Annotated in this window: 29 protein-coding genes; 16 read left to right on the top strand and 13 right to left on the bottom strand. The window is 72.2% G+C overall.

What is annotated here, in order from left to right; all coding sequences use genetic code 11:
- Positions 1-84: 84 nt before the first annotated feature.
- The 7 genes from DEJ30_RS09810 to DEJ30_RS09840 all read right to left on the bottom strand — a co-directional run bounded on the left by DEJ30_RS09810 (position 85) and on the right by DEJ30_RS09840 (position 8,054).
- Entirely contained in the window at positions 85-825 is a 741-nt protein-coding gene (locus tag DEJ30_RS09810) for a ZIP family metal transporter (RefSeq protein WP_110860909.1), read from the bottom strand.
- Between the two features lie 109 nt (positions 826-934).
- Entirely contained in the window at positions 935-2,392 is a 1,458-nt protein-coding gene (locus tag DEJ30_RS09815) for a sugar porter family MFS transporter (protein WP_110860911.1), read from the bottom strand.
- 155 nt (positions 2,393-2,547) lie between these two features.
- Positions 2,548-3,084 (bottom strand): hypothetical protein, encoded by a 537-nt coding sequence (locus tag DEJ30_RS09820; protein WP_110860913.1) that lies wholly within the window; start codon positions 3,082-3,084, stop codon positions 2,548-2,550.
- A gap of 236 nt (positions 3,085-3,320) precedes the next feature.
- Positions 3,321-5,042 (bottom strand): glucose-6-phosphate isomerase, encoded by a 1,722-nt coding sequence (pgi, locus tag DEJ30_RS09825; protein WP_110861107.1) that lies wholly within the window; start codon positions 5,040-5,042, stop codon positions 3,321-3,323.
- Between the two features lie 242 nt (positions 5,043-5,284).
- Positions 5,285-7,516 (bottom strand): cation-translocating P-type ATPase, encoded by a 2,232-nt coding sequence (locus DEJ30_RS09830; protein WP_110860915.1) that lies wholly within the window; start codon positions 7,514-7,516, stop codon positions 5,285-5,287.
- Positions 7,513-7,731 carry a heavy-metal-associated domain-containing protein gene (locus DEJ30_RS09835; protein WP_110860917.1) on the bottom strand — a complete coding sequence of 73 codons (219 nt, stop codon included), beginning with the start codon at positions 7,729-7,731 and terminating at the stop codon, positions 7,513-7,515. The genes DEJ30_RS09830 and DEJ30_RS09835 overlap by 4 nt, the downstream gene beginning before the upstream one ends.
- A gap of 32 nt (positions 7,732-7,763) precedes the next feature.
- Complete coding sequence (locus DEJ30_RS09840; protein ID WP_110861109.1) at positions 7,764-8,054, bottom strand: metal-sensitive transcriptional regulator; 291 nt, start codon at positions 8,052-8,054, stop codon at positions 7,764-7,766.
- A gap of 82 nt (positions 8,055-8,136) precedes the next feature.
- Between DEJ30_RS09840 and DEJ30_RS09845 the strand changes: the two genes are divergently transcribed.
- The 12 genes from DEJ30_RS09845 to DEJ30_RS18530 all read left to right on the top strand — a co-directional run bounded on the left by DEJ30_RS09845 (position 8,137) and on the right by DEJ30_RS18530 (position 15,486).
- Positions 8,137-9,348: a helix-turn-helix domain-containing protein gene (locus tag DEJ30_RS09845; protein ID WP_110860919.1), complete on the top strand. Its 1,212-nt coding sequence runs from the start codon at positions 8,137-8,139 to the stop codon at positions 9,346-9,348.
- A 160-nt stretch (positions 9,349-9,508) separates the two neighbouring features.
- Positions 9,509-9,967: an Asp23/Gls24 family envelope stress response protein gene (locus DEJ30_RS09850; RefSeq protein ID WP_110860921.1), complete on the top strand. Its 459-nt coding sequence runs from the start codon at positions 9,509-9,511 to the stop codon at positions 9,965-9,967.
- A complete protein-coding gene (locus tag DEJ30_RS09855) occupies positions 9,964-10,155 on the top strand; it encodes a DUF2273 domain-containing protein (RefSeq protein WP_017885412.1) in 192 nt (63 codons plus the stop codon). Before DEJ30_RS09850 ends, DEJ30_RS09855 begins: the two co-directional genes overlap by 4 nt.
- Entirely contained in the window at positions 10,152-10,466 is a 315-nt protein-coding gene (locus tag DEJ30_RS09860; RefSeq protein WP_110860923.1) for a hypothetical protein, read from the top strand. Before DEJ30_RS09855 ends, DEJ30_RS09860 begins: the two co-directional genes overlap by 4 nt.
- A 9-nt stretch (positions 10,467-10,475) precedes the next feature.
- Entirely contained in the window at positions 10,476-11,051 is a 576-nt protein-coding gene (locus DEJ30_RS09865) for a DUF6286 domain-containing protein (RefSeq protein WP_110860925.1), read from the top strand.
- Positions 11,048-11,611 (top strand): hypothetical protein, encoded by a 564-nt coding sequence (locus tag DEJ30_RS09870; RefSeq protein WP_110860927.1) that lies wholly within the window; start codon positions 11,048-11,050, stop codon positions 11,609-11,611. The genes DEJ30_RS09865 and DEJ30_RS09870 overlap by 4 nt, the downstream gene beginning before the upstream one ends.
- Positions 11,612-11,696: 85 nt before the next feature.
- Entirely contained in the window at positions 11,697-11,870 is a 174-nt protein-coding gene (locus DEJ30_RS09875) for a CsbD family protein (protein WP_071246087.1), read from the top strand.
- Between the two features lie 78 nt (positions 11,871-11,948).
- Positions 11,949-12,803 (top strand): Asp23/Gls24 family envelope stress response protein, encoded by an 855-nt coding sequence (locus DEJ30_RS09880; RefSeq protein WP_181420086.1) that lies wholly within the window; start codon positions 11,949-11,951, stop codon positions 12,801-12,803.
- On the top strand, positions 12,800-13,216 hold the full coding sequence (locus tag DEJ30_RS09885; protein WP_110860931.1) for an MFS transporter permease: 417 nt from the start codon (positions 12,800-12,802) through the stop codon (positions 13,214-13,216). The genes DEJ30_RS09880 and DEJ30_RS09885 overlap by 4 nt, the downstream gene beginning before the upstream one ends.
- A gap of 186 nt (positions 13,217-13,402) precedes the next feature.
- On the top strand, positions 13,403-13,942 hold the full coding sequence (locus tag DEJ30_RS09890) for an RNA polymerase sigma factor (RefSeq protein ID WP_110860933.1): 540 nt from the start codon (positions 13,403-13,405) through the stop codon (positions 13,940-13,942).
- A complete protein-coding gene (locus DEJ30_RS09895; RefSeq protein ID WP_146238547.1) occupies positions 13,932-14,753 on the top strand; it encodes a hypothetical protein in 822 nt (273 codons plus the stop codon). The genes DEJ30_RS09890 and DEJ30_RS09895 overlap by 11 nt, the downstream gene beginning before the upstream one ends.
- Before the next feature lie 79 nt (positions 14,754-14,832).
- Positions 14,833-15,486, top strand: coding sequence for a gamma-glutamylcyclotransferase family protein (locus DEJ30_RS18530; protein ID WP_258369889.1), 654 nt, complete (start codon positions 14,833-14,835; stop codon positions 15,484-15,486).
- On the opposite strand, the gene DEJ30_RS09905 is transcribed toward DEJ30_RS18530, so the two are convergent.
- The 4 genes from DEJ30_RS09905 to DEJ30_RS09920 all read right to left on the bottom strand — a co-directional run bounded on the left by DEJ30_RS09905 (position 15,462) and on the right by DEJ30_RS09920 (position 21,700).
- Positions 15,462-16,481 carry an NAD(P)-dependent oxidoreductase gene (locus DEJ30_RS09905; RefSeq protein ID WP_110860937.1) on the bottom strand — a complete coding sequence of 340 codons (1,020 nt, stop codon included), beginning with the start codon at positions 16,479-16,481 and terminating at the stop codon, positions 15,462-15,464. The two genes, DEJ30_RS18530 and DEJ30_RS09905, sit on opposite strands and share 25 nt — an antisense overlap.
- A 124-nt stretch (positions 16,482-16,605) precedes the next feature.
- Positions 16,606-19,371, bottom strand: coding sequence for an alpha/beta fold hydrolase (locus tag DEJ30_RS09910; RefSeq protein ID WP_110861114.1), 2,766 nt, complete (start codon positions 19,369-19,371; stop codon positions 16,606-16,608).
- A gap of 8 nt (positions 19,372-19,379) precedes the next feature.
- Positions 19,380-20,453 carry a 3-oxoacyl-ACP synthase III gene (locus DEJ30_RS09915; protein ID WP_110861116.1) on the bottom strand — a complete coding sequence of 358 codons (1,074 nt, stop codon included), beginning with the start codon at positions 20,451-20,453 and terminating at the stop codon, positions 19,380-19,382.
- 68 nt (positions 20,454-20,521) lie between these two features.
- Positions 20,522-21,700 carry a RimK family alpha-L-glutamate ligase gene (locus tag DEJ30_RS09920; RefSeq protein ID WP_110861118.1) on the bottom strand — a complete coding sequence of 393 codons (1,179 nt, stop codon included), beginning with the start codon at positions 21,698-21,700 and terminating at the stop codon, positions 20,522-20,524.
- 87 nt (positions 21,701-21,787) lie between these two features.
- Between DEJ30_RS09920 and DEJ30_RS09925 the strand changes: the two genes are divergently transcribed.
- The gene (locus tag DEJ30_RS09925) at positions 21,788-22,270 is read left to right on the top strand and encodes a RimK/LysX family protein (protein WP_110860939.1); all 483 of its coding nucleotides are present in this window, start codon (positions 21,788-21,790) and stop codon (positions 22,268-22,270) included.
- 132 nt (positions 22,271-22,402) lie between these two features.
- Here DEJ30_RS09925 and DEJ30_RS09930 read toward each other — a convergent pair whose 3' ends face one another.
- On the bottom strand, positions 22,403-22,993 hold the full coding sequence (locus tag DEJ30_RS09930) for a TetR/AcrR family transcriptional regulator (protein ID WP_110860942.1): 591 nt from the start codon (positions 22,991-22,993) through the stop codon (positions 22,403-22,405).
- Positions 22,994-23,055: 62 nt separating this feature from the next.
- Here DEJ30_RS09930 and DEJ30_RS09935 point away from each other — a divergent pair, with 62 nt between their 5' ends.
- A complete protein-coding gene (locus DEJ30_RS09935) occupies positions 23,056-24,258 on the top strand; it encodes an MFS transporter (protein WP_220032949.1) in 1,203 nt (400 codons plus the stop codon).
- Here DEJ30_RS09935 and DEJ30_RS09940 read toward each other — a convergent pair.
- Positions 24,164-24,547 (bottom strand): YciI family protein, encoded by a 384-nt coding sequence (locus tag DEJ30_RS09940; protein WP_110860946.1) that lies wholly within the window; start codon positions 24,545-24,547, stop codon positions 24,164-24,166. The genes DEJ30_RS09935 and DEJ30_RS09940 overlap by 95 nt on opposite strands.
- 65 nt (positions 24,548-24,612) lie before the next feature.
- Here DEJ30_RS09940 and DEJ30_RS09945 point away from each other — a divergent pair, with 65 nt between their 5' ends.
- Positions 24,613-25,887, top strand: a complete 1,275-nt coding sequence (locus tag DEJ30_RS09945; RefSeq protein ID WP_258369890.1) for a sensor histidine kinase — start codon at positions 24,613-24,615, stop codon at positions 25,885-25,887.
- Complete coding sequence (locus DEJ30_RS09950) at positions 25,869-26,585, top strand: response regulator transcription factor (RefSeq protein ID WP_110860948.1); 717 nt, start codon at positions 25,869-25,871, stop codon at positions 26,583-26,585. Before DEJ30_RS09945 ends, DEJ30_RS09950 begins: the two co-directional genes overlap by 19 nt.
- Positions 26,586-26,778: the final 193 nt, after the last annotated feature.

Here is a 26,778-nt window from a genome sequence, read left to right on the forward strand (position 1 = left end):
GCGCAGCCCACGGCGATCACGAGCAGCGCGGCGCAGACCAGGGTGACCGGCACCGGGAACGCACCGGCGCTGAGTGCTTCCAGGTCAGCCGCCGATCACGTGGATGCCGTACGCCGCGAAGAACCCGAGGACAGCGATGAGGCCCGTCCAGGGGCCGGTCTTCCGGAAGGCCTCGGGCAGCATGGTGTCCGCGAGCATCGCCAGGATGGCTCCGGCGGCGACGGCGGTCACGGCGCTCTGCACCCCGGCCGGTGCCTGCCCGAGGATCGCGTACCCGCCGAGCGCCGAGAGGGCGCACGCGAGGGCGATGGCGCCCCAGACGGAGAACACGTACCGCGCTCCCCGACCGTTCTCCTTCATGTCGGACGTGCTGGACAGCCCCTCCGGCAGGTTCGAGATGATGACCGCGGCCACGACCGCGATCGACAGCGAGCCGCCCGCGGCGAGCCCGACTCCCTGCACCGCCGTCTCCGGGATGCCGTCGAGCAACGCGCCGAGGGCGATGCCGAGGCCGGTCCCGGATCCCGTCGAGCCGGCCCCGCTGCGCTTCTTCCGTGCACCGCGTCGTTCCAGCAGGACGTCGAGACCGACGTAGACGACCGCCCCGCCGAGGAACCCGGCCATCGCCGTCCAGAACGTGCCGGACCGGGTGGCCTCGGCGACCAGGTCGAAGGAGAGCGCCGAGATGAGGACGCCGGCGCCGAAGGCGGTGATCGTCGCCACGACCGTCCGCGGCACCCGGACGAACCAGGCGATCGCGGCACCGACGACGAGGGCGAGACCGGAGGCCAGACCGGCGCCGGTCGCCAGGAGGAGGGGATGCACGGGTCGAGTGTAGGAACCCGCCGATCCGTGGGCACCAAGGTCGCCCGTCACGCAGAACAGGAGACGTCGGGGGCCCTGGGGCGCCCCGACGTCTCCTGCGTGGTGCGGACTAGCGGCGCGACGCCTTCTCCGGGACGGTGAAGATGTTGCCGGTGGTGACACCCTCCTCGACCTCTTCGAGGGTGCGGCCGCGGCTCTCCGGCACGAACTTCCAGATGAAGAGCAACGCCAGCAGCCCGACGACCCCGAAGCCGAAGAAGGTCCCGGTGATGCCGGTCGCGGCGACGATCGTCGGGAAGTACAGCCCGAGGAAGGCGTTCGCGATCCAGAGGCAGAACACCGAGATCCCCATGCCGAGCGCACGGATCTGGGTCGGGAAGATCTCGGACAGCACGACCCAGACGGCGATGTTGAGGAAGGTCTGCATCGAGCCGACGAACGCGACGACCAGGAACAGGATGACCCACGGGCGAGCCGGGTTGCCCTCGGGCAGCGCCACCGACGCGATGCCGATGAGGAAGTGGCAGATCGTCGTCAGCGTGAACCCGAGGATCAGCGTCGTGCGGCGGTTGATCTTCTCCATGTTGTACAGCGCGATGACGCCACCGACCACGGCGATCACGCCGGGGGCGATGTTCGCGATGAGAGCGGCCGACGCCTGGAACCCGGACTCGATGAGCACGGTCTGGCCGTAGTACATGATCGAGTTGATGCCGGTGAGCTGCTGCGCGACGCCGAGCCCGGCACCGATGAGCACGATGCGGATGAGCCACTTGTTCCCGCGCAGCGTGTGCCAGCCGCTGACGCGCTCGACCTTCGCTTCGAGGTCGTTGCTCCGCTTGATGTCGTCGAGCTCGGCACGGGCCCGATCGGTGGTCCGGACCTGCTCGAGGACCGAGAGCGCCTCGTCGTAGCGGTCCTTCGACGCGAGCCAGCGCGGCGACTCCGGCACCCGCAGCATCCCGACGAACAGCGCGATCGCGGGGAGCGCGCAGACGGCCAGCATGACGCGCCACACGCCGTTGCCCTCACCCCACAGGTTGCCGATGATCGCGTTGACCACGAACGCGGCGAGCTGACCGATCACGATCATGAGCTCGTTGCGGCCGGACAGCGACCCGCGGATCTCGTACGGGGCGAGTTCGGCGAGGAACACCGGCACCACCGTGGACGCGCCACCCACCGCGAGGCCGAGGAGCACACGACCGACGACGATGACCTCGAACGTCGGCGCGAACACGCAGATCAGCGTGCCGACGAAGAACGTGACGGCGAGCAGGATGATGGTCTTGCGACGACCCCAGCCGTCGGCGATGCGGCCGCCGAGCATGGCGCCGATCGCGGCACCGAACAGCAGCGAGCTGGTGACCACGCCCTCGGTGAAGTTCGTGAGGCCGAGCTCCGCCTTCATCGGGTTCAGGGCACCGTTGATGACACCGGTGTCGTACCCGAAGAGCAACCCGCCGAACGTGGCGACGAGGGCCAGCACGCCGAGTCGTCGGCGGTGCGGCCCGGTCCCCAACGGGGGCAGTGCGACAGTCGGGGCTGTCGGTTTGATGTCGACCATTCGGTGACTCCTTCGTCGGTGATCGCGCTTCATCGCGTGGACCGATCGTAACCCGATTCCATGTCCTGTCAATTGGACATTCTGTCGTGGGGTCGGTTGGATCGGTCCACAGAAGGCCTGATGAGGACGGGAGCGGTCCAACCCGCGGATCGGGCTCAGCGCTCGTCGTCGACGGGGCCGTCGCCCAGCACGTCCCCCAACGAGGCCATGTCGGCACCGTGGTCGGTGTAGCGGCGCACGGTCCGTCGGGCGGCGGCACTCGCGGCACCGGACAGGGCGGGGTTGCGTCGGGCGGCGTCGGCGACGCGTCCGGCGTGCCCCGCGGTGGAGAGCAGCACGTTGGCCAGTGCCCGGGCGTCGCCGCGCTCGGGGACCCCGGTCACGGTCCAGGCCTCGCGGACCTGCGCGTCCGGGGTGACGCCGCGACGGGTGCCCATCCGGTGCCAGTCCGACAGCACGCCCTCGGTGCGCGAGGCCGCTCGGTCTGCCTCGCCCGCGCGTCGGCGTGCGGCGTCGCGGGCGTCGGACTCGCCGTCCGCGCCCTCGACCGTGTCGTACCGGTCGGTGAGCCCGTCGGCCCGGCGCCGGACGCTGTCGGCCCGTTCACGCGCTGCGACGTCGTCACCACCGGCCGCTGCGATGCGGGCGGCGTGCGCGGCGGCAGCCGCGGCGAGGATCTCCGAACGCTCCATGCCCTCGACCGTAGCCGCTCCGACCGACACCGGCGGACCGTCCGGCGCGGTGACGGGGCGCGGCGGCAGGCGCGTTTCGCGCTGGGCGACACCTCACGGGCCGCGGGGCGCGTGAGGTGTCGCTGACCGCGAAACCGGCCCGGCGTCCACCCCCGCGGCCAGCGCACGCACACGACGGACGGGAGGCCCGTGGCGGATCCGCCACGGGCCTCCCGTCCGTCGTGTGGGGGCGTCCGCTACTTCCGCAGCTCCAGGTACTTCGCGATGAGCGCCTTGGTCGACGGGTCCTGCGCGTCGAGCGCAGCCTGGTCGCCCTCGACGGCCGGCGTGACCTGCAGCGCCAGCTGCTTGCCGAGTTCCACACCCCACTGGTCGAACGAGTCGATGCCCCAGATCGTGCCCTCGGTGAACACGATGTGCTCGTACAGAGCGATGAGCTGGCCGAGGACGCTCGGGGTGAGCTCCGGCGCGATGATCGACGTAGTCGGCTTGTTGCCGGGGAACGTGCGCGCCGCGACGATGCCTTCGTCGGTGGTGCCCTCGGCGCGGACCTCGTCGGCGCTCTTGCCGAACGCGAGCGCCTTGGTCTGCGCGAAGAAGTTCGCCAGGAACAGCGTGTGCACGTCGGTGCCGGGCGCGACGCCCTTGCCGTCGCCGGTCTCGTCCTTGAGCGGACGGGCCGGGTTGGCGACCGTGATGAAGTCGGCCGGGATGAGGCGGGTGCCCTGGTGGATGAGCTGGTAGAACGCGTGCTGGCCGTTCGTGCCGGGCTCACCCCAGAAGACCTCGCCGGTCTCGGTGGTGACGGGCGAGCCATCCCAGCGGACGCGCTTGCCGTTCGACTCCATCGTGAGCTGCTGCAGGTACGCGGCGAAGCGGTGCAGGTACTGCGTGTACGGCAGGACCGCGTGGCTCTGCGCACCGAGGAAGTTCGTGTACCAGACGTTGAGCAGGCCCATCAGGACGGGGACGTTCTGCTCGAGCGGCGTGGTGCGGACGTGCTCGTCGATGGCGTGGAAGCCGGCGAGGAACTGCTCCCAGTTCTCCTTGCCGATGGCGATGACGACGCTCGTGCCGATGGCCGAGTCGACCGAGTAGCGGCCGCCCACCCAGTCCCAGAAGCCGAAGGCGTTCTCGGGGTCGATGCCGAACGCCTCGACCTTGTCGAGCGCGGTGGAGACGGCGACGAAGTGCTTGGCGACGGCGTTCTTCTTCTCGTCGTCGGCGGCGTCGGTCAGGCCGAGCTCCTCCCACAGCCACTGGCGGGCGAGGCGTGCGTTCGTCAGGGTCTCGAGCGTGCCGAAGGTCTTCGACGCGACGATGAAGAGCGTGGTCTCGGGGTCGAGGTCGGCGGTCTTCTCGTAGATGTCCGCCGGGTCGATGTTCGAGACGAAGCGGGCCTCGAGTCCGGGCTGGACGTAGGGCTTGAGTGCCTCGTAGACCATGACCGGGCCGAGGTCGGAGCCACCGATGCCGATGTTGACGACGGTCTCGATGCGCTTGCCGGTGACACCGGTCCAGGCGCCGCTGCGGACCTGCTCGGCGAAGCCGTAGACCTTGTCGAGCGTGGCGTGCACGTCGGCGTCGACGTCCTGGCCGTCGACGGTCAGGGGCGCCGCCGGCACGAGGCCTTCGGTCGCCTTCGGGCGGCGGAGCGCGGTGTGCAGCACGGCGCGGTCCTCGGTGACGTTGATGTGCTCGCCGGCGAGCATCGCCTGGAAGCGCTCGGCGACGCCGGTGTCCTTCGCGACCTGCAGCAGCGCGGCGAGGATCTCGTCGGTCACCAGGCCCTTGGACAGGTCGACGGTCAGGTCGGCCGCCTGGAAGGTGTACTGCTCGGCACGACCGGGGTCGCTGTCGAACCACCCTCGCAGGTCCGGGGTGAAGTCGGCAGCGATGCTGTCGAGCTTCTTCCAGCCTTCGGTCGATGTGGGGTCGACGGGAGCGGATTCGGTCACGGGGTCCTCCTGGATCACCTTCTGGACGTACAGCCCGCGGGTCACGCAGCGCTGCGTCGCGGACCGTCTTCGAGCGTAGTGCGCTCCGGCAGGTGGTGCGCACAGTCGGCCGGGAGGCGCGGCTCGCGTTCGCTGCGCGCGTCACGCCCCCGGGCCGGTCGCGTGCAGGGCCGCGGTCGGCTCGCCGTGTTCAGGGCCGCGGTCGGCTCGCCGTGTTCAGGGCCGCGGTCGGCTCGCCGGGTTCACGGCTGCGGTGCGAAGCGACGCAGGCGCATGCTGTTCGTCACGACGAAGACCGACGAGAACGCCATCGCCGCACCCGCGAGCACCGGGTTGAGCAGCCCCGCCATCGCGAGCGGGATCGCCGCGACGTTGTACGCGAACGCCCAGAACAGGTTGCCCTTGATGACGCCGAGCGTGGCGCGCGACAGCCGGATGGCGTCGGCCACCACGGTGAGCCGACCGCGCACCACCGTGATGTCGCTCGCCGCGATGGCCGCATCAGTGCCGGCCCCCATGGCGATGCCGAGGTCGGCCGCGGCGAGCGCGGCGGCGTCGTTCACCCCGTCGCCGACCATCGCGACGCTCCGGCCCTCGGACTGCAGCCGGCGGACGGTCTCGAGCTTCGACGCCGGGGTCGCGCGAGCATGCACCTCGTCGATGCCGACACGGGCGGCGACCGCATGTGCGGCACCCTCGTTGTCGCCGGTGAGCAAGACCGGGTGCAGGCCGAGCGCCCGGAACCGGGCGATCGCGTCGGCGGCCTCGGGCTTGACGGTGTCCCCGACGACGACCACGCCCAGGGCGCTGCCGTTCCGGGCGACGACGACCGCGGTCGCCCCGGCGGCCTCGGCGCGCTCGACGGCGTCGGACAGCACCGTCGGCAGGGCGATCGACCACGAGTCTGCGAGCCAGCGGGCCGTGCCGACGAGCACGACGTCGCCGTCCACGACGGCCTGCACCCCGGCACCCGCGGTCGCGGTGAACTGCTCGGCCTCGGCCAGGTCGGCGCCTCGGGCACGCGCCGCGGTGGTGACGGCACGGGCCACGGGGTGTTCCGAGCCGTCCTCGACCGCGGCGGCGAGGCGCAGGACGAAGTCCTCGGTCTCGTCGACGGCGGTCACCGACCGCAGGGTCATCGACCCCGTGGTGACGGTGCCGGTCTTGTCCAGCACGACGGTGTCGACCCCGCGGGTGCGCTCGAGCACCTGCGGACCGCCGATCAGGATGCCGAGCTGCGAGCCTCGGCCGGTCCCGACCAGCAGGGCGGTGGGCGTGGCGAGTCCGAGGGCGCACGGGCAGGCGATGATCAGGGTGGCGACGGCCGCGGTGAAGGCCGCGGTGACCGAGCCGCCGAACACGAGCCAGCCGACGAACGCCAGCACGGCGAGCGCGATGACGATCGGCACGAAGACCCCGGACACGCGGTCGGCCAGGCGCTGCACCTCGGCCTTGCCGGTCTGGGCGTCCTCGACCAGGCGACCCATCCGGGCGAGCTCGGTGTCGGCGCCGACGCGGGTGATCGCGACGACGAGCCGGCCGCCGACGTTGATCGTCGCGCCGGTGACCAGGTCGCCCGGGCCGACCTCGACCGGCACGGACTCACCGGTGAGCATGCTGAGGTCGACGGCCGAGGAGCCGTCCTGCACCAGGCCGTCGCTCGGGATCCGCTCGCCGGGTCGCACCACGACGACGTCGCCGACGACGAGGGACGACGCGGGCACGCGGTGTTCGGCACCGTCGCGCAGGACGGTGGCGTCCTTCGCGCCGAGTTCGAGCAGTGCCCGGAGTGCGGCGCCGGACTGCGTCTTCGCACGGGCCTCCATGTACCGGCCGGCGAGGATGAACACCGTCACGGCCGTCGCGACCTCGAGGTACAGGTCGGTGGCCTCGGGGTCCGTGGCCAACCACGAGAACGTCATGTGCATGCCGGTCGTGCCGGCGTCACCGAAGAACAGGGCGTACAGCGACCACCCGAAGGCAGCGAGGACCCCGACGCTCACCAGGGTGTCCATGGTGGCGGCACCATGGCGGGCATTGACCCACGCGGCCCGGTGGAACGGGAGCGCGCCCCAGACCGCGACGGGCGCGGCGAGCGTCAGGGCGAGCCACTGCCAGTTCGGGAACTGCAGGACCGGCACCATCGAGAGCACCACGACGGGCACCGCGAGCACGGCGGACACGACCAGGCGTCGGCGCAGCGGGCCGGTCGGGTCCTCGTCCAGCGCGGGGTCGGCGTCAGCAGCGGCGGGCGGCGCCGGCACCGTGGCGCCGTACCCGGCCGACTCCACCGCGGCGATGAGCGCCTCGGGGTCGGCGGTGCCGTCCGCGGCGACCTGCACCTGCGCCTTCTCGGTGGCGTAGTTGACCGTGGCGGTAACCCCGGGCAGCTTGCCGAGCTTCCGCTCGATGCGGTTCGCGCACGAGGCGCAGGTCATCCCGGTGATGTCGAGTTCGACGGTGCGGTCGGTCACGAGCGCACGACCTCGTACCCCGCCTCGGCGACGGCGGCGCGGAGGGCGTCCGCGTCGACGGGTGCCGCGGAGCTGACGGTGACCTCGGACGACCCGCCGGGGACGAGTCGGACGTCGACGCCCGACACCCCGTCGACCTCGGTGAGCTCCTCGGTGACGCTCATCACGCAGTGTTCGCAGGTCATGCCCTCGACGAGCAGCGTTTCGGTGGTCATGGTGTCTCCTTCTCGGTGGTGGGTCGTCAGGGTCAGGAGCGGACGAGCCGGGCGATCGCCTGGCTGGCCTCGCGCACCTTCTCGTCGGCGCCGTCCCCGCCCTCGGCGACGGCCTCGGCGACGCAGTGCGCCAGGTGGTCCTCGAGCAGCGACAGCGCGACGCGTTCGAGCGCCCGGTTCGCCGCCGAGATCTGGGTCAGGACGTCGATGCAGTACGTCTCGTCCTCGACCATCCGCGCGATGCCGCGCACCTGCCCCTCGGCGCGACGGAGTCGCTTGAGCAGGTCGTCCTTGTCGCCGATGTACCCGACGTGTTCGTGCATGTCCGCCTCCACCGTTCTCAATACGGTACCCCCCTAGGGTATTCCGATCTCGTCCGCGCGCAACCGGTGGCATGATCGGCGGATGGACCCCTCGACGACGAACGGATTCCGCCGGCTGCGGTTCTCCGACGGCGCGGGCTCCGACTACTCGGACATCTTCGAGGCCGAGTACGGCGGCTCGGACTTCGCCTCCGAGACCTTCGCCACCGACGACGCCAGGTACGAGTACACGGTCGTGGGCGACGACGACCTGACGCTCCGCACCATGCGCGCCGAGGGCGGTCGACGCGGCGGGGTCATCGGCGTGCGGGACGACCACGTGGTGTTCTGGCTGACCAAGGGTCGGCTCGAGATGCACTTCGCCGACCGCACCCGCGTCGTCGAACCGGGCAGCCCGTACATCGCGTCGGCATCCGAGGCCTACCGGTTCGAGTCGAGCGGGACCGTCTACAACGGCATCCACGTCGCGGATCGATTCCTGCGGTCCGTCGGACGCGACCTCGGCTACCGCCTGCCCGACGGTCCCCTGCTGTTCGACCAGCAGGACGCGGTCATCGCCCGGCGGGAGCCGCTGCGGCACCTGGTCCGTGAGCTCGGGCCGGCCCTGGTCGACGACCGCGTGCTCGGACCGATGCGGACCGCCCTGAACCGCCGGCTGGCCGTCGTCATCCTCGACACGTTCCCCATCCGCAACCGCGGTGACGACGTGCCCGTGGCGAACCGGCTCCGCGACGCGATCCGGTTCATCGAGCTGCAGGCCGCCGAACGCCCGTCGGTCCCCACGATCGCCGCCGCGTGCGGGCTGAGCCAGCGCGGGCTGCAGGACGTCTTCGCCCGCACCCTCGACACCACCCCGCACCGGTTCCTCCGCGACCACCGGCTCGACCGCGTGCGCGAGGAACTGCTGCGCGCGGACCGCGCCGGGGGCACGAACGGATCGACGGGCATCGCCGCGATCGCCCGACGTTGGGGATTCACCAACCCCGGGCGCTTCGCCGAGACCTACCGCGACCGCTTCAGCGAGGACCCGGCCACGACGAAGCGTGCGTCGCTGGCCGCGCGACCGGAGGCCGGCAGGGCCTCGTGGCGGGTCCGGCGAGCGGTCGCGTTCATCGAGCAGCACCTCGACGACGCCCTCACGCTGGACGACATCGCTGCCGCGGCCGGGGTGCTCCCCCGACGCCTGCAGCAGCTCTTCCGCGAGGAGCGCGGCGAGTCCCCGATGGCCTGCGTGCGCGCCATGCGGGCCGCTGCAGAACGCAACGACGCGGCCGGAAACAGCGGAACCGCCTGACGCAACACCCCGGGGGTACACGTGGATCCCCGTGTTTCCGGGGTTCCCTGGATCTCCGCCGAATGCGAGAAGTCGTGTGTGACGAACCTCTTCCACAGCCCGTCTCATCCGTGAACAGCAACCGCTGGGAACGCCCGGCGGGTCAACGGAAGGAACGAACATGGCTGACACCATCACCCCCACCCCGGCCGCCACGGCGACCCGTGCCACCTCGCACGCCGGCACCAGCGGCGTCACCGGCAAGACCGTCATCGACGACACCGTCGTGTCGAAAGTCGCCGGCATCGCCGCCCGCGAGGTCAACGGTGTGCACTCCCTCGGCAACGGCGCAGCCCGTGCCATCGGTGCCCTCCGCGACGCCATCGGCCAGCGTGACTTCGGTCAGGGCGTCAAGGTCGAGGTCGGCGAGAAGCAGGTCGCCGCGGACATCGTGATCGTCGCCGAGTACCCGGTGTCGCTCCAGCAGGTCGCCGACGGCGTCCGTTCCGGTGTCGCCCGAGCCCTCGAGCAGATCGTCGGCATGGAGGTCGCCGAGGTCAACGTGACCATCCAGGACGTCTACATCCCGGGTGACGACGACGACAACGAGGACGAGAAGAAGGAAGCCCGAGTCGCATGAGCAACACGCTGATCGGCGCCCTCATCGGCGCAGTCCTCGCCGTCGTGGCACTGCAGTTCGGGTTCTGGGGCTTCGTGCTCGTGATCGTGTTCGGTGCGATCGGGGCCCTCGTGGCCGCCCTCGCCACCGGGCGCATCGACCGCGGTGCCCTGACCGACGTGCTGACCGGACGCCGGAGCTCCCGGTGAACGCCGGCCCGGACGTCCCGGGCCGCGTCGAGATCACCGCACGCGCGCTCACCTCGCTGGCGCGGGCCGTCGCAGCCGAAGGGCTCGGCGCCCCCGCCAAGCGGGTGCGCGTCGGACTCGGCGACGCTTCGGGAGCACTGTCCCTCGACATCACCGGGCCGATCGCCGCGAGCGACGACATCGTCTCCGGGTCGATCCGGATCGCGGACCAGGTCAAGGGCCGCGTGAGCGACCTGACCGGGCGCCGTGTCGGCAGTGCCCACATCGAACTCACCGGGATCGTGCGCGCGCACGAGTCCCGTGCCCGCTAGGAGGCCATCATGAGCAACGGTTCCGTCGAACGACGCATCCGTCGTCGGAGCGTCCACCGCTCCCGCTCCACAGCAGTGGCGGTGGCCCTCGTGGTGTTCGCCCTGGTGGCCGCCTGGATCGGCACCGAGTCAGTGCTCAGCGCCATCGGACGCCCACCGCTCCTCGCTGACCCGCAGACGGTCGTCGACACGGCGCTCCGCCCGGACGCCGCGTTCGTCACCATCGTCGAGGTCATCGCGGGTGCACTCGTCGTCCTCGGCGTCGTGTTGGTCGTCCTGGCACTCAAGCCCGGTCGCCAGCACCGATCGGTCGTCGAGCACGACCGCGGTGCGGTCGTCATCGACTCCCGCATCGTCGCCTCCACCGCGGCGAACGCCGCCGGCATGGCGGCCGGTGTCCCCGAGGGGAACGCATCCGCCACCGCCCGTGGCCGTTCCACCGAGGTCCGCATCGTCCCCGTCACCGGCGTACCGGTCGACGAGGCGAACGTCCGCGCCGCAGTCGTGGAGCGCCTGAGCGGTCTCGACGAGCGCTTCGGCCGACGCGTCCGCGTCCGGGTCGAGGAGAAGGGAACCCTCGCATGACCAAGAGCAACCGGACCCTCAACCGGATCATCCTGTTCGTCCTCGGCCTCGTCGCCGTCGTCGTCGGGATCGCGATGGGGGCGGGCGTGCTGCCCGCCGTCCAGGACGCCGTCAAGCCGTACGTCGACCTCCCCCGCAGCCTCGACGTTCCCGCGTCGGCGCTGTGGGTCGTCGCCGGGGCCGCGGCCCTCGTGATCGTGCTGTCGCTCGTGTGGGTGTTCACCCGCGGTGGTGGTGGCACGTCCGTCGCCGTCCGGGAGCACTCGGGCGACGACGCCGTCACGATCAACGTTGCACTCGTGCGGGACGTCGTCGAACACGAACTCGCGGGTGTCCGCGACGTGGTCGGCTCCCGTGTCGACACCTACCTCGTCCGCCGGCAGCGCGCCGCACGGATCCGTGTCGCGGTCCGCCGCGGCGGGGACGCCGTCACCGTGCTCGACGCCGTCGACCGAGCCGTCGCGGTCCTCGACCGCACCCTCGGCCGTCCGGTCCCGGTGCTCGTGCACCTGACCGGCGGTACCCGCTCCGCGCTCGCGAAGTCGACCCGCGTCCACTGACACCCGTCAGCCGGACGCACCCCGGGCCTCCCGGCCCACCACCACACCACACCGGGCGCACCGCCCACCCACGAAAGGACCCGTCATGGGACTCGACGACAAGATCAAGAACGCCGCTCAGGACCTCGCCGGCAAGGCGAAGGAAGCCGTCGGCAACCTGACCAACGACGACTCCAAGGTCGCCGAGGGCAAGAAGGACCAGGCAGCTGCGAGCGCGAAGCAGACCGGCGAGGACGTCAAGGACGTCTTCAAGAAGTAGGTCGCCCGACCGCATCGGGGCCCCCGTCGAACGGGTGCCCCGATGCGTCCCCGCGCAGATCCCGAACGAGGAGGAACCATGCAGCACGACCCGAACGCGCACACGCAGGTCACCGAGGTAGCCCTGCCCGCAGAACTGACGGAGCCGTTGCCCGACGACGCGAGCACTGTCACGATCGTCGCCCGGATCGCAGCGGAGACCGCACTCGGCGTGCCCGGTGTGCACCGCCTCGGCGGGATCGCCGCCCGTGCAGCCGACCAGCTCCGCAAGCAGCTCGGCCGGAGCGCCGGCACCGCCGGTGTGCAGGTCGACGAGGACGACGGCGCGCTCGGCGTGCAGGTCTCCATCGTCGTCAGCTACCCGGCGCCGGTGCTGCACGTCGCCGACGAGGTGCGGAAGCAGGTGACCGCCGCGACGCGGCAGCTGTCCGAGCTCCCGACGAGCGTGGACGTCCGAGTCCTCGACGTGCACGGCCCCTTCGACGACGAGCAGTCACGCCTGGGCCGCGCGACCGAGGCCGCGACCGACGCCGTCAAGCAGGCCGGCGAGACCACCGGCGACGCCGTCAAGCAGGCCGCCGAGACCACGGCGGACGCGACGAAGCGCGCTGCCGCAGCGACCGCCGACGTGACCAAGCGCACCGCGGACGCGACCGCCGACGCGGCGGAGCGCGCAGCGGATGCCACGGCTGACGCGTCGAAGCGCGCAGCCGACGCCACCGCCGAGACCACGAAGGGCGTCGTCGAGACCGCCGCCGACACCACCGAGGACGTGCGTGACGCCGCCGCCGAGTCGCTCGCCCGGGCGTCGGAGCAGGCCGCGGACGCCGCAGCCGATGCGGCCGCCGCTGCTGAGGACGCCGCATCCGCTGCTGCCGACTCCGCCGACGCGGCCGAGACCGACGCAGCACGGCACCGCCGAGAGCAGCCGTGACCACCGCCTGGTCCGGGAACCGCCGGGCGAAGCTCCGTCGCCCCCGCCCGCGCGGCGTCTGGATCGCCTCGGGCATCGGCGTGGTGCTGGTCCTCGGCACCGCACTCGGGGCGTTCCTGCCCCTCGTCGGCTTCCTCGGCGGCGTCACCGCGACCACCTCGGGACTCGTGCCGTTCCCGTTCGTGCGGGTGGCACTCGCCACGGTCGCGGGGTCGTTGGTCGTCCTCGCGCTGCTCGTCCTCGCCTTCACGCGACGACACACCGCGACCGCAGCCTCGGCCGTCGTGCTCGCCGTCCTCGTGGCCGTCGCCGTCACGATCGTCCCGATCGTCCTCGTCGCCATCGGGTCAGCAGACCGCGCCGGTGACGTCTGGCCGATCGTCGCCGACCTCTGGCAACGCTTCACCGCTTGACACGCCGGCACCTGCACCGCCGCCCGCCCGCAGGGCCCGCACGGAGCTCCGCGAGGAGATCGCCGAGTCCGCCGAGCGCGCGGATGGCGCTCCCACATCACCATCGGATCACGACACGGACGACTCGTGTCGTGATCCGTGTCAGGTTCGGCCTCTTCACGACATTGTCGTAGTGAAGGGAGCACCGTGGACAACACCGCAGAAGACGACGCCGGCCTCGCACGGCGCCTCGCCTCGGGGGACAGAGCAGCACTCGCGACGGCGTTCGACCGGTTCGCGCCGACGCTGACCCGGTACGCATGGGCGATCGCGGGGAGCAAGCAGGACGTCGAAGAGCTGGTCCAGGACACATTCCTGACGCTCTGGCAGCGAGCCGACGGTCTGCAGCTCCCGACCGGCACACTCCTGCCGTGGCTGCTGGTGGTGTGCCGCAACCACGCCAAGAACCTGGGACGGCGCAACCAGAAGCACGCCGGCGACGAGCTCCCCTTCGACCTCGCCGCCCCCGCTGACACCACCGAGGCATCCGAGCAGCTCCGCTGGGTCCGCGCCGAGATCGCCGCACTGCCGGAGACTGATCGCCGGATCTGCGAACTCTGCCTGCTGCAGGGGTACTCCTACGCCGAAGCCGCACAACTGCTCGGACTCAGCGTCGGGGCGGTCACCCAGCGGGTCTCCCGGTCCCGCCGACGACTCAGGAAGGCGGTGACGCACGATGAACACTGAACCTCCCCAGGGAGACGACCTGCAGCGCATGCTCGTCTCGATGAAGCAGAACGTCCTCGAGCGGGCCACCCCTCGCCCGAAGCGACGAGGCCGCCGGGCAGGCATCGCGATCGGTGTCGTCGGGGTGCTGCTGCTCGGTGCTGCCGGCGGCGGGGTCGCGCTCGGCCTCATCCCGACGTCGATCACCACCGCGCCCGCCCCCACCGCGACGACGACACCCGAGCCGTCGCCGACCGAGACCTCGTCCGGGGCCCCGGTCGTGGGCGGCCCGACGCCCACGACGAACCCGACGCCGACGCCGACGCCGACGTCGACCCGGCCGCCGTACTCGCTGTCGGATCCGGACACCTGGACGATCTCCGGCAGCGAGGTGGGGCCCATCGCCTTCGGCAGTCCGGTCTCGGGTGAACTCGACGAGGTGGCGGACGCCTACCCGGGCACAGTGGAAGGCGTTTGCCCGAACCCGAACGTGTCGAACTTCCGCCGGGACGGGTCTGCTGCGTTGACCGTCGTCGCGGTGGACGGGCTCGTGTGGGGCGTCTACATCTCGGGCTTCTCGGGGGAGGACGTCGACGCACCGACGACCGCGGAGGGACTCGGTGTCGGCAGCACGTTGGACGAGCTCCGCGCGGCGTACCCGGACTTGACGTCGGTCGATTCCGTCTACTACTCGGAGGAAGAAGGGTCGGGGTTGTGGACGATCGAGCGCGACGGTCGTCACATCACGTTCGAGCTCGGTGGGCAGGCTTCGACCGTCGGCGGCGTCTGGGTGAGCTCGCAGGCGGAAGTCCCGTACGAGTTCTGCGGGTGACGTCGCCGGACCGGAGGCGCGGATCACGTGAGCCGATCGGCTCGCGTGATCCGCGCCTCCGGTCCGCTACCCTCGCGACGTGAAGCGTCTCTCCCCCGGCCAGCGCTGGGTCATCGGTCTCGGCGCGTTCGCGCTCGTCTGCCTCGTCGTCGGCATCATCGCCATCGCCGTCGGGATCGGCAACGGCGCCGCCACCTGCGTCGACGTCGAGGACGACGGGTTGCAGTACGCGTGCCCCGGTGACACCAGCAGCATCCTGTGGGGCAGCGTCCTCGCCGTCGTCGGACTGCTCCACCTCGGACTCACCGGGCTCGCGGGGGCACTCGTCTGGACCTCGACGCCGACGATCGGTCCGAAGCCGGTCCGGCGACCCGAGCACCTGCCCGGCCAGACCCAGCGGGTGTTCTCCTACGGCACGCTCCAGCAGCCCCTCGTGCAGGAGTCACTGTTCGGCGAGCACGTCCCGACCACCCCGGACTCCCTGCCCGGCTGGCGGGTCGACCGGGTGACGATCACCGACCCGGACGTCATCCGGACGAGCGGCTCGGACCAGCACCCGATCCTGCGCCGCGGTACTGCTGACGACGTCGTCGAGGGAGTGGCCCTGTCCCTCGGGTACGAGTGGCAGCTCCGCGCGGTCGACGCGTACGAGGTCGCCGACTACCAGCGCGTGCGGGTCACACTCGCCTCGGGTTGGACGGCCTGGGTCTACGTCGCCGCCGACGACGCCTGAGCCGCCGCCGCCGCTGCCCCTGCCGCTGTCGCCGCCGCCGCCAGTCGCTCGAGCCCCTCGTCGATCGACACCGACGCGGTCCACCGCAGATCCCGCCGGGTCCGCCGCTGGTCGAACCAGTGCGCCGTCGAGAGCTGTTCGGCCAGGAACCGGGTCATCGGCGGTTCGTCCTCGCCTGGTCGGACGCGCCAGACGGCCTCGACCACGGACCCCGCTGCCCGGGCGACAACGGCCGGCACGTGCCACTGCGGGGGCCGGACGCCCGACGCCGTGCAGATGCCGGCGAGCAGGTCGGCGACGGGTCGGGGCTCACCGTTCGTGACCACGTAGGCGTTGCCGTGCACGCCGTCGTCCGTGACGTGTTCGAGTGCCGCGACCATGGCCGTCGCGGCGTTGTCGACGTAGAGCGTGTCGATGAGCGCAGCGCCGGAGTCGAGCAGCGGGAGCCGTCCGGCTCGGGCACGCTCGACGATCCGTCCGACGAGCTGTGTGTCGCCCGGACCCCACACCAGGTGCGGCCGGACCGCCACGACGGCGAAGTCCGGGGCGTCGGCATCGAGTGCCAACAGCTCCGCCGCGGCCTTGGTGCGGGCGTAGTCACCACGCGCACGGGACGGCTCGGCCGGACCGGCATCGGCCCCGACGAGCGACGAACCGGTGTGCGCGACCGACGGCGACGACACGAAGACGAAGCGCCCGACGCCGGCGGCACGGGCGGCCCCCAGCAGTGACCGGGTTCCCTCGACGTTGACCCGGGCGAAGTCGGCCGGGTCCCCGGCGAGCGACACCTTCGCGGCCAGGTGCACGACCGCCTCGACCCCGTCGACCGCGCGGGCGATCGCAGCGTCGTCCGTCATCGTCCCGGCGACGTCCTGCACGCCCGACACTCCGGAGGGACGGCGTTGGAAGGTCCGGACCTCGTGCCCGGCGTCCCGCACCGCAGCGGCGGTGGCCTGCCCGAGGAACCCGCTGGCCCCGGTGACCAGGACCTTCACGGGCGCACCATCCGTCCGCCGTCTCGAACCGCGGCGGGTCGGAGATTCGTGCTGAGCGACAGGTCACGCGTCTGACGGCCCGCGAAGTGTCGGTGAGCGCGTGAGGTCATGCCGGACGCGCCCTTCACGGGCGCACCATCCGTCCACCGGACAGCACCGAGCCGGCCCAGCGTGAGAGCCGGGTGCGGTCGACCTTGGAGTTGTGCCGGATGTCGGTCGGCAGCACGGGCACGACGAGCACCGCGGCGAGCGGCACTCCGGCGGCGGCACGGACCGCTGCCGCGAGCGACGGCGACGCCAACCCGGGCCGGCGCACGGCCGGGTCGGTCTCGACGACGGCCACCACCTGCTGGGTGCCGATCGGCCCGATGCCCGCGACCCCGGCACGTCCGACACCGTCGACGCCCTCGATCCGCTGCTCCGGCCCCACCGGCGTGACGACCCCGCTCGGGGTGGTGAGCACGTGCTGCAGCCGGCCCTCGACCCAGATCCGTCCCGCGGCGTCCAGGTGCCCGACGTCCCCGGTGCGGTGCCCGCGCGGGTCGTCGACGCCGAGGCGCGAGACCCGGTCGGTGCGCCAGAGCCGGTCGTAGTGGTCGCGCACGTGGGGCGCCGCGACGACGATCTCGCCGGTGACCCCGGGCTCGTCCGTCAGGGCTCCGGTCGAGCGCCCGGAACCGTCGAGCGGCGCGATGCGGACGCGGACGTTCGCTGCCGGCACCCCAACGCAGATCCCCTCGTCATCGGACCGGCCGGCGGCACGGACCCCGTCCAGGTCGACGTCCGTCATGAGCAGCCCCTCGGTCATGCCGTAGGGGGTGTGCGCGCTGGCGTTCGGCATCAGCTCGGTCGCCGCGGTGAGCAGCGCAGCCGAGACCGGAGCCCCGGCCGACAGGAACAGCCGCACGCCCTTCAGTGCCTGGCGGTCGGCGTCGGTGAGCTCCGACGCGGTCGCGACGACGTTCGCCAGTGCCGCCGGCGACAGGAACACCACGGTGGCGTCAGCCGCGGCGACCGAGGCCGCGACCGCCTTCGCCGTCAGGGTGCGCGGGGCAGTGACGTCCATGTCGGGCGCGACCGACCGTGCCCCGAGGGCCGGGCCGAGCAGCGCGAACGGTGCGAACCCGGCGACGAGGCCGGTGCCGACACCGACGTCGTACTGGGTGGCCAGGGCGTCCCGGACGGCGCTGAGCTGCCCGTGCGTGTACACGACGCCCTTCGCCGGCCCGGTCGATCCCGAGGTGAAGAGCACGGCCGCGGGTGCGTCCGACGACGGTGCCGCCGGCAGCGCGGTGCCGTGGGCGAGACGGCGGGCACCGCGGCGGGCGACGTCGACGAGCGTGTGCTCCACACGCAGCGCCTTCCGTGCCGGCGCGGGCAACGAGACCGTCGCGATGCGTCGCCCCGGCCAGCCGAGGGCGCGCGCGGCACCGAGCCCGGGCAGCGCGCCGATGATCCAGTCCGGTCGGGCTCCGCGGACGGCCCGGGTCAGGCCGCCGAGTCCGAGTCCGGCGTCCGCGACGACGACGACCGCCCCGATCCGCACGCAGGCGTACAGGACGGCGGTCAGGTCGGCGCCGGGGGTCACGAGGAGCGAGACACGGTCGCCGCTCCGGACGCCCAGGTCGTCGAGTCCGGCGGCGATCTCGTCGACCCGTCGGGCGAGCAGCCGCCACGTGATCGTGCGGGGGCCACCGGCGGCGGCCATCTCCACCAGCGCGGGTTCGTCGCTGTCACGCAGCTCGTCGAGCCGCGCCCAGAGCGGCGGGGTCGCCTGTGCGGGCTGGCCCGGGTCCACGACCTCGGACTGGAGGCCCGTGGGGGCCTGAGCAGGACGGCCACCGTCCGGCAGGCGGTCACCGAGCCAGTCGAACACCGCACCCGCGACGTCGGCGTCATCAGGCAGCAGGTGCCCGGCGCCCTCGAACCGGTGGACGTCGGCGTGCGGCACGCGTTCGGTCAGGTCGTCCAGGTAGCGCTCGAGGAACACCGGGTCGCGCGGACCCCAGAGCAGGAGCACCGGCACGTCGAGCGCGGCGACCCCGGCGGCGATGCGGTCGAGTTCGGCGGCACTCCGGTGCCGGGCGTCGACGGGGATGTCCGCGACGAAGCCGCCGATGCCACCGCGTCGGGCGGCACCGCGGTAGGGCGCCCGGTAGCCGTCGGCTGTGGCCCGCTCGAGCTTCGGGTGCGCGATGGCCAGGGTGGTCTCCAGGAACGCCGGGGTCACGACCGTCGCGCGGCCGAGCATCCCCGGGCCGAGGGCGAGCCGCAGCGGTGCCGGGATCGGGGCGTCGTCGGGCTGGTGCACGGCGGTGTTGCACGTCATCGCGGCGGCCAGGACGTCCGGGTGGTCGACCGCCCAACCGAGCGACACCACACCACCCCAGTCGTGGCCGAGGGTGACGACCGGTCCGGTCAGCCCGAGTTCGTCGGTCAGGGCTCCGAGGTCCGCGACGCGCTGCGCCAGTCCCCGCTCGACGCCGGTGCGCTCCGAGAAGCCCATGTCGAGCTGGTCGACGGCGACCACGCGCCAGGCCGGTCCGCCGGCCCGGGCGACCTCGAGCGAGGTGCGGAGCACCGACCGCCACAGGTACGACCAGGTCGGGTTGCCGTGCACGCAGAGGATCGTGCCGACCGGTTCCACGCCGAGCGCGGCCAGGGAACCGGCCGTGTCCAGGAGGTGCCAGGTGCGCACGGCGCGATCTGTGCCTCTCCCCACCGGCACGGCCGGCCCGCCGCTGGCGCGTCGCTCCGGAACCGGCGGCGTGGGCCCAGTCCGCTCTGCGGACCACGCGGGAACCGTGACCAGACGCGACCAGGCCGGGTCGAGGCCGGGCAGGGAGGGCGGCTGCGTCGCCGGAGCCGTGCTCGCGGCGACGCGGGGCAGCCGGGACCTCACCAGTGGAGTTCCATCATCGCCGTGTTGATGCCGGAGCCGACGCCGCCCAGGAACACGCGGTCACCGCGACGGATCCCACCGGAGGCGACCTCGTCGGCGAGGGTGATCGGGATCGACGCGGGGCCGACGTTGCCGAACCGCTGGTACGTGGTGGGGACCTTGGCGCGCGGGATGCCGATCGCCTCGACGAAGGCGTTGGTGTGCACGTCGGAGACCTGGTGCAGCACGTAGCGGTCCATGTCTGCCCAGTCGAAGTGGGCTCGGGCCTCGGTCCAGGCGGCGACGACGAGCTCCATGCCGCCCTTGAGCAGCATCTTCGCGTCCGTGAACATGCCGTCGACGCTGCCGACGCACAGGTCATACCACTGGGTCGCCGCGCGGGTGACGCCGCCGACGATCCGGTGGCCTTCGGGGTGCAGGTCCGCCGGGCCGAGCACGGCCGCCGCGGCACCGGACCCGAGGGTCAGGCTGGCGAACTCGCTCATGAAGTCCTTGCGGTTCCGGCCGCCCTGGTTCAGGCGGTCGATGGTGTTGAGCTGCACCTGGTCGGCGTCCTCGCCGTCGACGACGAGGGCGTACTTGATCTGCCCGGAGTCGATCATGCCCGCGGCGACGCTCATGGCGTTCACGAAGCCCAGGCAGGCGTTCGCGATGTCGAAGTTGATGGCGGACGACGGCAGCCCGAGGCCGTGGTGCAGGCGGACGGCCACCGACGGCTCGAGGTGCGGGCGCGTCACCGAGGTGTTGATGAGCAGCCCGATCTCGTCCGGACGGACACCGGCTTCGGCCATGGCACGACGGCCGGCGTCGATCGCGGCGTCCTGGAAGGTCTGCCCCTCGCCCCAGTTGCGACGCTCGATGACCCCGGCGACGCGCTCGAGCAGTCCCATCGGCAGACGGAGCCGACGGAGGACCCCTCGGAGCTTGGCCTCGATGTCGGCCGAGGTCGTCACACGCTCCGCAGTGGTGGTCGCCACTGAGAGCAGCGAGACGTTCCGGTGCTTCGCCGTGGCGTTGCCGGGCTGCTCCGGTTCACTGCTCGATGCCTGGTCGACCGGCCGTTCCGTCATGATCGTCACCGACACATACTTCCGCATCTGGCCTGTGTGCGCGATCCGGATGCGCTGGACGGCCCGTTTCAGACGTCCTTCGGCAGCTTCCGCACCTTCGCGCGCCGCTTGCGGCGCTCCGGGATCATCGACCGCATCTCCTCGAGCTTGCCGAAGCAGAGCAGGCGGTCCCCAGGCTCGAGGGCGACGCCACTGCGAGGGTTCGGGATGACGTTCGAGCCGCGGTGCAGCGTGAGGACCGTGATGTCACGGTCCCAGAGCCCGGACTCCTTGATCGTCTTGCCGACCAGGTCGGCGTTGGTGTGCACGAGGAGCTCGGCGACGCCGTAGCCGGTCGAGACGGACAGCCGCTGGCGGACGTCGATCTCGGGGAACGCGACCTGGTTCGCGATGAAGTCGACGATCGCACCGGCGATGTCGAGGCCGGTGGCGCGCTCGACGCCCTCGAGCCCTGGCGACGAGTTGACCTCCATCACGAGCGGCCCGTCGTTGCCCTCGAGCATGTCGACGCCGGCGACCTTGAGGCCCATGATCTGCGCCGAGCGCACCGCCACGGCCTCGTACTCGGGCGAGAGCGTGACCTTCTCGACGGTGCCGCCGCGGTGCACGTTCGATCGGAACTCGTCGCCCGAGGCGGTGCGGCGCATGGCGGCCACGACCCGGTCGCCGACGACGAGGGCCCGGATGTCCCGACCGCGGCTCTCGGCGATGAACCGCTGGATCAGGACGTTCTGCTTGGTGGAGTGCAGGGTCTCGACGATCGACTCGGCGACCTTCGCCTCGGGTGCCAGGATCACGCCGATGCCCTGCGTGCCCTCGAGGAGCTTGATGACGACGGGCGCGCCGCCGACCCGTTCGATCGCCCCGCGCACGTCGTTGCGGCCGGCCACGAAGGTCGTCGCCGGCATGCCGATGTCGTGCCGCGACAGGATCTGGTTCGCCCGCAGCTTGTCGCGCGAGTTCGTGATGCCGTTCGCCGTGTTCGGCGTGTAGACGTCCATCTGCTCGAACTGCCGCACCACCGCGGTGCCGTAGTAGGTGATCGAGTTGCCGATGCGCGGCAGCACGGCGTCGTAGTCGCTCAGCAGCTTGCCGCGGTAGAGCAGGTCCGGGTCGTCGCCGGACAGGTCGATCGCGAAGCGCAGGGTGTTGAGCACCTTGACCTCGTGACCGCGGTCGAGTGCCGCTGCGCGGAGGCGCTGGGTCGAGTACGCCTGGGGCGCGCGCGACAGGATGGCGAGTTTCATCGAGGGGTTCTCCGCTGGGTCGGATCGACGGCGACGCTCCATCAAAGCATGCGGACGTGGCCGCGGAGCATGCGACAGGATGGGCACATGGCCCGAGCTCCGAAGTCCTCCGACAGCGGGCTCGTCGTCGCCGGGTGGCGGGAGTGGGCGGGGCTGCCGGACCTCGGCGTGCCGTGGATCAAGGTGAAGCTCGACACCGGCGCCCGGAGCTCCGCGTTGCACGCCTTCGACCTCGAGGAACTGCCCGGCGAGCGGGTCCGGTTCTCGCTGCACCCCTGGCAGGACACCGATGCGGACGCCTCCACCATCGAGTGCGACGTGCACGACCGCCGCATCGTCCGCAGCTCGACCGGGCACACCCAGGAGCGCATCGTCGTCCGCACGCGGGTCGCGTTGGCCGGGCAGGTCGTCGAGTCCGAGGTCACCTTGAGCAACCGGGACCAGATGGGGTTCCGGATGCTCGTCGGTCGCGAGGCGCTCCGGCAGGGCTTCCTCGTCGATCCTGCACGGTCCTTCATGGCCGGGCGGGCTCCGAAGGAGATCCGGCGCCGCAACCGCGGTCGCGCCTGAGCGCTCGGCCGAGCGGCACGGGCCGTGGGGTGACGGTCAACGGCCTGGAGGCGCGGCGCGGGGCCGCCACGGGCCTCCTGTCCGCCTCGACGCGCGTCCCGGGCGCGGGTGGCGTCCCGGGCGCGGGTCGCGTCAGGCCCGGGGCATCGTTCCGTCCGGGGTGGTGTGTTCCCGGATGAGGGACGCGGCGACGGACCGTGCCGTCGTCGTGTCGAGCGCGGGGTCGCGCAACCGCATCGCAAGGTAACCGGAGACGATGAGGAGCAGCTGATCGGCGAGCGCGTCGGCACGGGGACCGACCACCGGCACCGCCTGCGCCACGAGCCGCCGGCGCAGGGTGTTGGTCTCGAGGTCCAGGACCTGTCGGACCTCGGCGGGGGCGTCGGCGTACTCGGCGGCGGTGCCGAGGAAGGCGCACCAGCGGGAGCCCGTGGGCGTCGAGCGGTAGTCGTCGAGGGCGTCGAACACCGCCAGCAGTCGGCCCAGGTCGTCACGCTCGGCGGCGACCGCGCGGTCCCAGGTGGCGATCCAGTCCTCGTGGCGACGGGTGAGGGCAGCCGCCACGAGCGCTTCCTTGCTCGCGTAGCCGCGATACAGCGTGGCCGTCGAGACCCCGGCCCGTTCGAGGACGGCGTCGATCGGGGTGGCGGCGATGCCCTGCGAGAAGAAGAGCTCCTCGGCGGCGTCGAGCAGCCGTTGCTCGGTCCCTGGGCGCATCACCATGAGAGCACCCTAGGCTCTGAAAAGTGAAACGCTCGTTTTCGTTACGACATCGACTGCTCCTCGTGAGCGGACTCGGCCTGATCGCCGCCACCTACGGCCTGGTGCGCCTGGCGTACGGGCTGTTCCTGCCCGACGTGCAGCGCGACCTGGGGCTCCGGTCCGACGCCGCCGGGTGGGTCTCGTCGGGCGCCTCGGCGCTGTACTGCGTCGGTGCGGTGGCCGGGTTCCTGCTCGCCGCACGGATGCCCCGGGTGCTCGTCGCGGTCGCGACCCTGGTGGCGGGGGCCGGTGCGATCGCCATGGCGACGGCCGGTGGGTCGCTGGCGTTCGGCATCAGCGCCGTGCTCGCGTCGGCGGGTGCCGGACTCGCGTCCCCTGCCCTCGTGCGGATCGTCGCGGCGCAGGTGCCCCAGGGGCTGCAGGGCCGCGCGCAGGCGATCGTGAACGCCGGCACCGGCCCCGGACTCGTGGGCGCCGGCGTGCTCGCACTCGTGCTGCTGCCCGACTGGCGGACGGCCTGGGCGGTGTCCGGGGTGTTCGCCCTGGCCGTCGGAGCCCTGTTGCTCGTGGTGTCACGCGGCGGGGCTGCTGCGTCCCGGTCACCGCTGCCCGGCGCTCCGTGGTTCGTCGCGCACCGAGGGGTCCTCGTGCTGGCGCTGCTGTTCGGGGCCGGGTCCGCCGTCGTCTGGACCTACGGACGTTCGGCGCTGGTGGAGGCCGGCGCGTCGGTCGTCGTCTCGGTGTCGGCCTGGATCGCGCTCGGGATCGGTGGAGCCGCCGTCGTGGTCACCGCGCGTTGGACGAACGCGCTGCGCGCCCGGACGCTCTGGGCGCTCACGGCGGGTTCGGTCGCCGTCGCCGTCGTGGTCCTGGGGGCAGCGCCGCAGTCGACGGTCGCGACACTGCTGGCGTGTGCCGTGTTCGGCTGGGGCTACACGGCGGCGACCGGCGCCCTGATCGCGTGGACGACCGAGATCGACAACGAGCGGTCGTCGGCGGGCACCTCGATGCTGTTCGTCGCACTCGTGCTCGGGCAGGCCGTCGGTGCGGCGGCTGCCGGAGCGCTCGTCGGTGCGATCGGGTTCGTCGCGACGTTCGTGGTCGGGGCGGTCGTGACCGCGGCGAGCGCCGTCCCCGCGGTGGTCCGTCGGCCGGGTGGGGTCCGTGCCGTCAGAGCAGCGGGCGGAGCTCGATCTTCCGGCTGCACGCCTGCGACGCCTGGTGCGCCACCCGGGCAGCCGTCTCGGCGTCCGGGAGGTCCATGACCCAGAACCCGGCGACGTACTCGTCGGAGTTGCTGGCGAACCCCGCCGTGGCGGACCCGGTCGTCGCTGGCCCGGTCGTCGCTGGCCCGGTCCTCGTGTCGGCCGCGCCCCCGCGGGCGTCGACCACGGTGGCGTCGGCCGGTGCGGAGACCCCGGCGGCGAACACGATCGCGTCGGCCATCCGCTCGTTGAAGGCGTCGACCGCGGCGGCTTCGGCGTCGGTAGCGGAGTACGTGTCGCCGACGGCGGCGGCCTGGCCGTCGTCGATGACGTTGACGAGGAACTGCATCGCGTCTCCCCTGCTCGTTGGCGGGAGGCTACTCCTGACCGGGGGCACCCAGTAGCGTTTCCTGCATGGGGACGACGGCGGAGTGGTCGCGACTGCCGGTGGGGCAGCACGAGTACCGGCAGGACACGGTGCTCGCGGTGGTGCTGGCCGGTGGGCTCGCCGTCACGACGTTCCTGTACGGGTCGGCTGGCACCTACGGCGACGACCAGGCCTCCTGGTGGGTCTCCGCGCTGATGATCGTCGCGAACGCGGCCCCGATCGCGTTCCGCCGGCGGTTCCCGATGTCGGTGGCCCTGGTGTCGGCGGTGGCGTTCGCCGCGACGCAGTTGCTCCAGGTGCCCGAGGTCTTCCTCGTCAACTTCACGCTCTTCATCGCGCTCTACACGGTGGGCGCGTGGTGCTCGGATCGGGTGCGGGCCGAAGCGGTGCGCTGGGTCGTCATCGGCGGCATGTTCGCGTGGCTGTTCGTCGCGATCTCGTTCGGGTGGGCGTCACCGAACGCGCTCCCGAACGACACGGACTCGCCGGTGGCGCCCTACGTCGCCATCTCGCTGCTGAACATCGTCATCAACGTGATCTACTTCGGCGCCGCCTGGTACGCCGGCAACCGGGCCTGGGCCTCCGCGGTCGCACGACACGAGCTCGCCGAACGCACCGCCGAACTCGCCGCCGAGCGGGAGCGCTCAGCGGCCCAGGCCGTCACGATCGAGCGGGTACGGATCGCCCGCGAGCTGCACGACGTGGTCGCCCACCACGTCTCGCTGATGGGCGTGCAGGCGGGTGCGGCACGGCGCGTGATCGACCGCGACCCGGCGCAGGCGACGGCGTCGCTCGGGGTGGTCGAGGAGAGCGCCCGCACCGCGGTGGAGGAACTCCGGCGGATGCTCGGGACCCTGCGCTCCGACGACGACGCGGGCGGCCTGGGGGCGGCCGGTGGCGACGGCCCGAGCACCGAGGGCATCACGCGGATCGCCGAACTGGCCGAGTCCGCCCGGGTGGCCGGCCACCCCGCCGAGTACGTCGTCGTGGGCGACGAGCGCCCGGTGCCGCCGACGGTGGCCGCGGTGGCGTACCGGATCGTGCAGGAAGCGGTGACGAACATCCTCAAGCACGCCGGCCCGACCGCCCGCGCCGACGTCCGGCTGCGGTACCTGGACGACGGCGTCGAGGTGGAGGTCACGGACGACGGGCTCGGTGCCCGTGCCGCCCGGAGCACCTCCGGCAGCGGCCTCGGACACGTCGGGATGCGGGAACGCGTCGCCGCCGTGGACGGACGGATCGAGATCGGGCCACGAGCCCGAGGAGGCTACCTGGTGCGCGCATGGCTGCCGACGACGTGAACGGAACGACCGACCTGACGATCGTGCTGGCCGACGATCAGGAGCTCGTCCGCGCCGGGTTCCGCGTGATCCTGGAGTCCGAGCCGGGGTTCCGCGTGGTCGGCGAAGCCTCGGACGGCGCGCGTGCGGTCGAGGCCGTGCAGGAGCTCCGCCCGGACGTGGTCTGCCTCGACGTGCAGATGCCCGGCGTCGACGGGCTCGAGGCGGCACGGCGGATCGCGGCGCTGCCGGATCCGCCGGCGGTGCTCATCCTCACCACGTTCGACAGCGACGACGCGCTGTTCCAGGCGCTCGAGGCGGGGGCGAGCGGGTTCCTGTTGAAGAACGCCTCCCCCGAGCGGCTGATCGACGCGGTCCGGACCGTCGCCGCCGGGGACGCCCTGCTCGCGCCGGACGTCACGCGCCGGGTGATCAGCCGGGCGACGGCGTCGGCTGCGGCGCAGCCCCCGGCGACCACCACGACCACGACACCCGCCACGACGGGCGAGGACGCACTCGCCGCCGCCGGGCTCACCGAGCGGGAGACCGAGGTGCTGCGGCTGCTCGCCCGAGGTCTGAGCAACGCGGAGATCGCCGCCGAGCTCTACGTCGGGGACGCCACCGTGAAGACCCACGTGTCGAACGTGCTCCAGAAACTCGCACTGCGCGACCGGATCCAGGCCGTCGTCTGGGCGTTCGAGCACGGCGTCGCCGGCTGACCGAGCGCAACTCGTCGACCGGCTGCCGCCGCGAAGTCCGACTTTCCACGACTCGATCGACGCGTGCAACGTCGGAAGATGCACACGCATCGCATGTGGGTGCAAGTTCCGACAGAACGTGAGTCGATCGACGCGTGGAACGTCGGAACATGCACACGCATCCGTCCTGGAGGCACGGCACGGCGCGACCCGC

Origin of the sequence: Curtobacterium sp. MCPF17_003 (assembly GCF_003224385.1) — a bacterium.
GTDB lineage: Bacteria > Actinomycetota > Actinomycetes > Actinomycetales > Microbacteriaceae > Curtobacterium > Curtobacterium flaccumfaciens.

Bases quoted from the DNA above. Each gene is read 5' to 3' on its own strand.
- DEJ30_RS09950 (WP_110860948.1), top strand. From the start codon at position 25,869: ATGGCTGCCGACGACGTGAACGGAACGACCGACCTGACGATCGTGCTG.
- DEJ30_RS09820 (WP_110860913.1), bottom strand. From the start codon at position 3,084: ATGGAGCGTTCGGAGATCCTCGCCGCGGCTGCCGCCGCGCACGCCGCC.
- DEJ30_RS09895 (WP_146238547.1), top strand. From the start codon at position 13,932: ATGAACACTGAACCTCCCCAGGGAGACGACCTGCAGCGCATGCTCGTC.
- DEJ30_RS09865 (WP_110860925.1), top strand. From the start codon at position 10,476: ATGAGCAACGGTTCCGTCGAACGACGCATCCGTCGTCGGAGCGTCCAC.
- DEJ30_RS09930 (WP_110860942.1), bottom strand. From the start codon at position 22,993: ATGGTGATGCGCCCAGGGACCGAGCAACGGCTGCTCGACGCCGCCGAG.
- DEJ30_RS09875 (WP_071246087.1), top strand. From the start codon at position 11,697: ATGGGACTCGACGACAAGATCAAGAACGCCGCTCAGGACCTCGCCGGC.
- DEJ30_RS09855 (WP_017885412.1), top strand. From the start codon at position 9,964: ATGAGCAACACGCTGATCGGCGCCCTCATCGGCGCAGTCCTCGCCGTC.
- DEJ30_RS09815 (WP_110860911.1), bottom strand. From the start codon at position 2,392: ATGGTCGACATCAAACCGACAGCCCCGACTGTCGCACTGCCCCCGTTG.
- DEJ30_RS09845 (WP_110860919.1), top strand. From the start codon at position 8,137: ATGGACCCCTCGACGACGAACGGATTCCGCCGGCTGCGGTTCTCCGAC.
- DEJ30_RS09920 (WP_110861118.1), bottom strand. From the start codon at position 21,700: ATGAAACTCGCCATCCTGTCGCGCGCGCCCCAGGCGTACTCGACCCAG.
- DEJ30_RS09850 (WP_110860921.1), top strand. From the start codon at position 9,509: ATGGCTGACACCATCACCCCCACCCCGGCCGCCACGGCGACCCGTGCC.
- DEJ30_RS09840 (WP_110861109.1), bottom strand. From the start codon at position 8,054: ATGCACGAACACGTCGGGTACATCGGCGACAAGGACGACCTGCTCAAG.
- DEJ30_RS09870 (WP_110860927.1), top strand. From the start codon at position 11,048: ATGACCAAGAGCAACCGGACCCTCAACCGGATCATCCTGTTCGTCCTC.
- DEJ30_RS09940 (WP_110860946.1), bottom strand. From the start codon at position 24,547: ATGCAGTTCCTCGTCAACGTCATCGACGACGGCCAGGCCGCCGCCGTC.
- DEJ30_RS09945 (WP_258369890.1), top strand. From the start codon at position 24,613: ATGGGGACGACGGCGGAGTGGTCGCGACTGCCGGTGGGGCAGCACGAG.
- DEJ30_RS09880 (WP_181420086.1), top strand. From the start codon at position 11,949: ATGCAGCACGACCCGAACGCGCACACGCAGGTCACCGAGGTAGCCCTG.
- DEJ30_RS09835 (WP_110860917.1), bottom strand. From the start codon at position 7,731: ATGACCACCGAAACGCTGCTCGTCGAGGGCATGACCTGCGAACACTGC.
- DEJ30_RS09925 (WP_110860939.1), top strand. From the start codon at position 21,788: ATGGCCCGAGCTCCGAAGTCCTCCGACAGCGGGCTCGTCGTCGCCGGG.
- DEJ30_RS09915 (WP_110861116.1), bottom strand. From the start codon at position 20,453: ATGACGGAACGGCCGGTCGACCAGGCATCGAGCAGTGAACCGGAGCAG.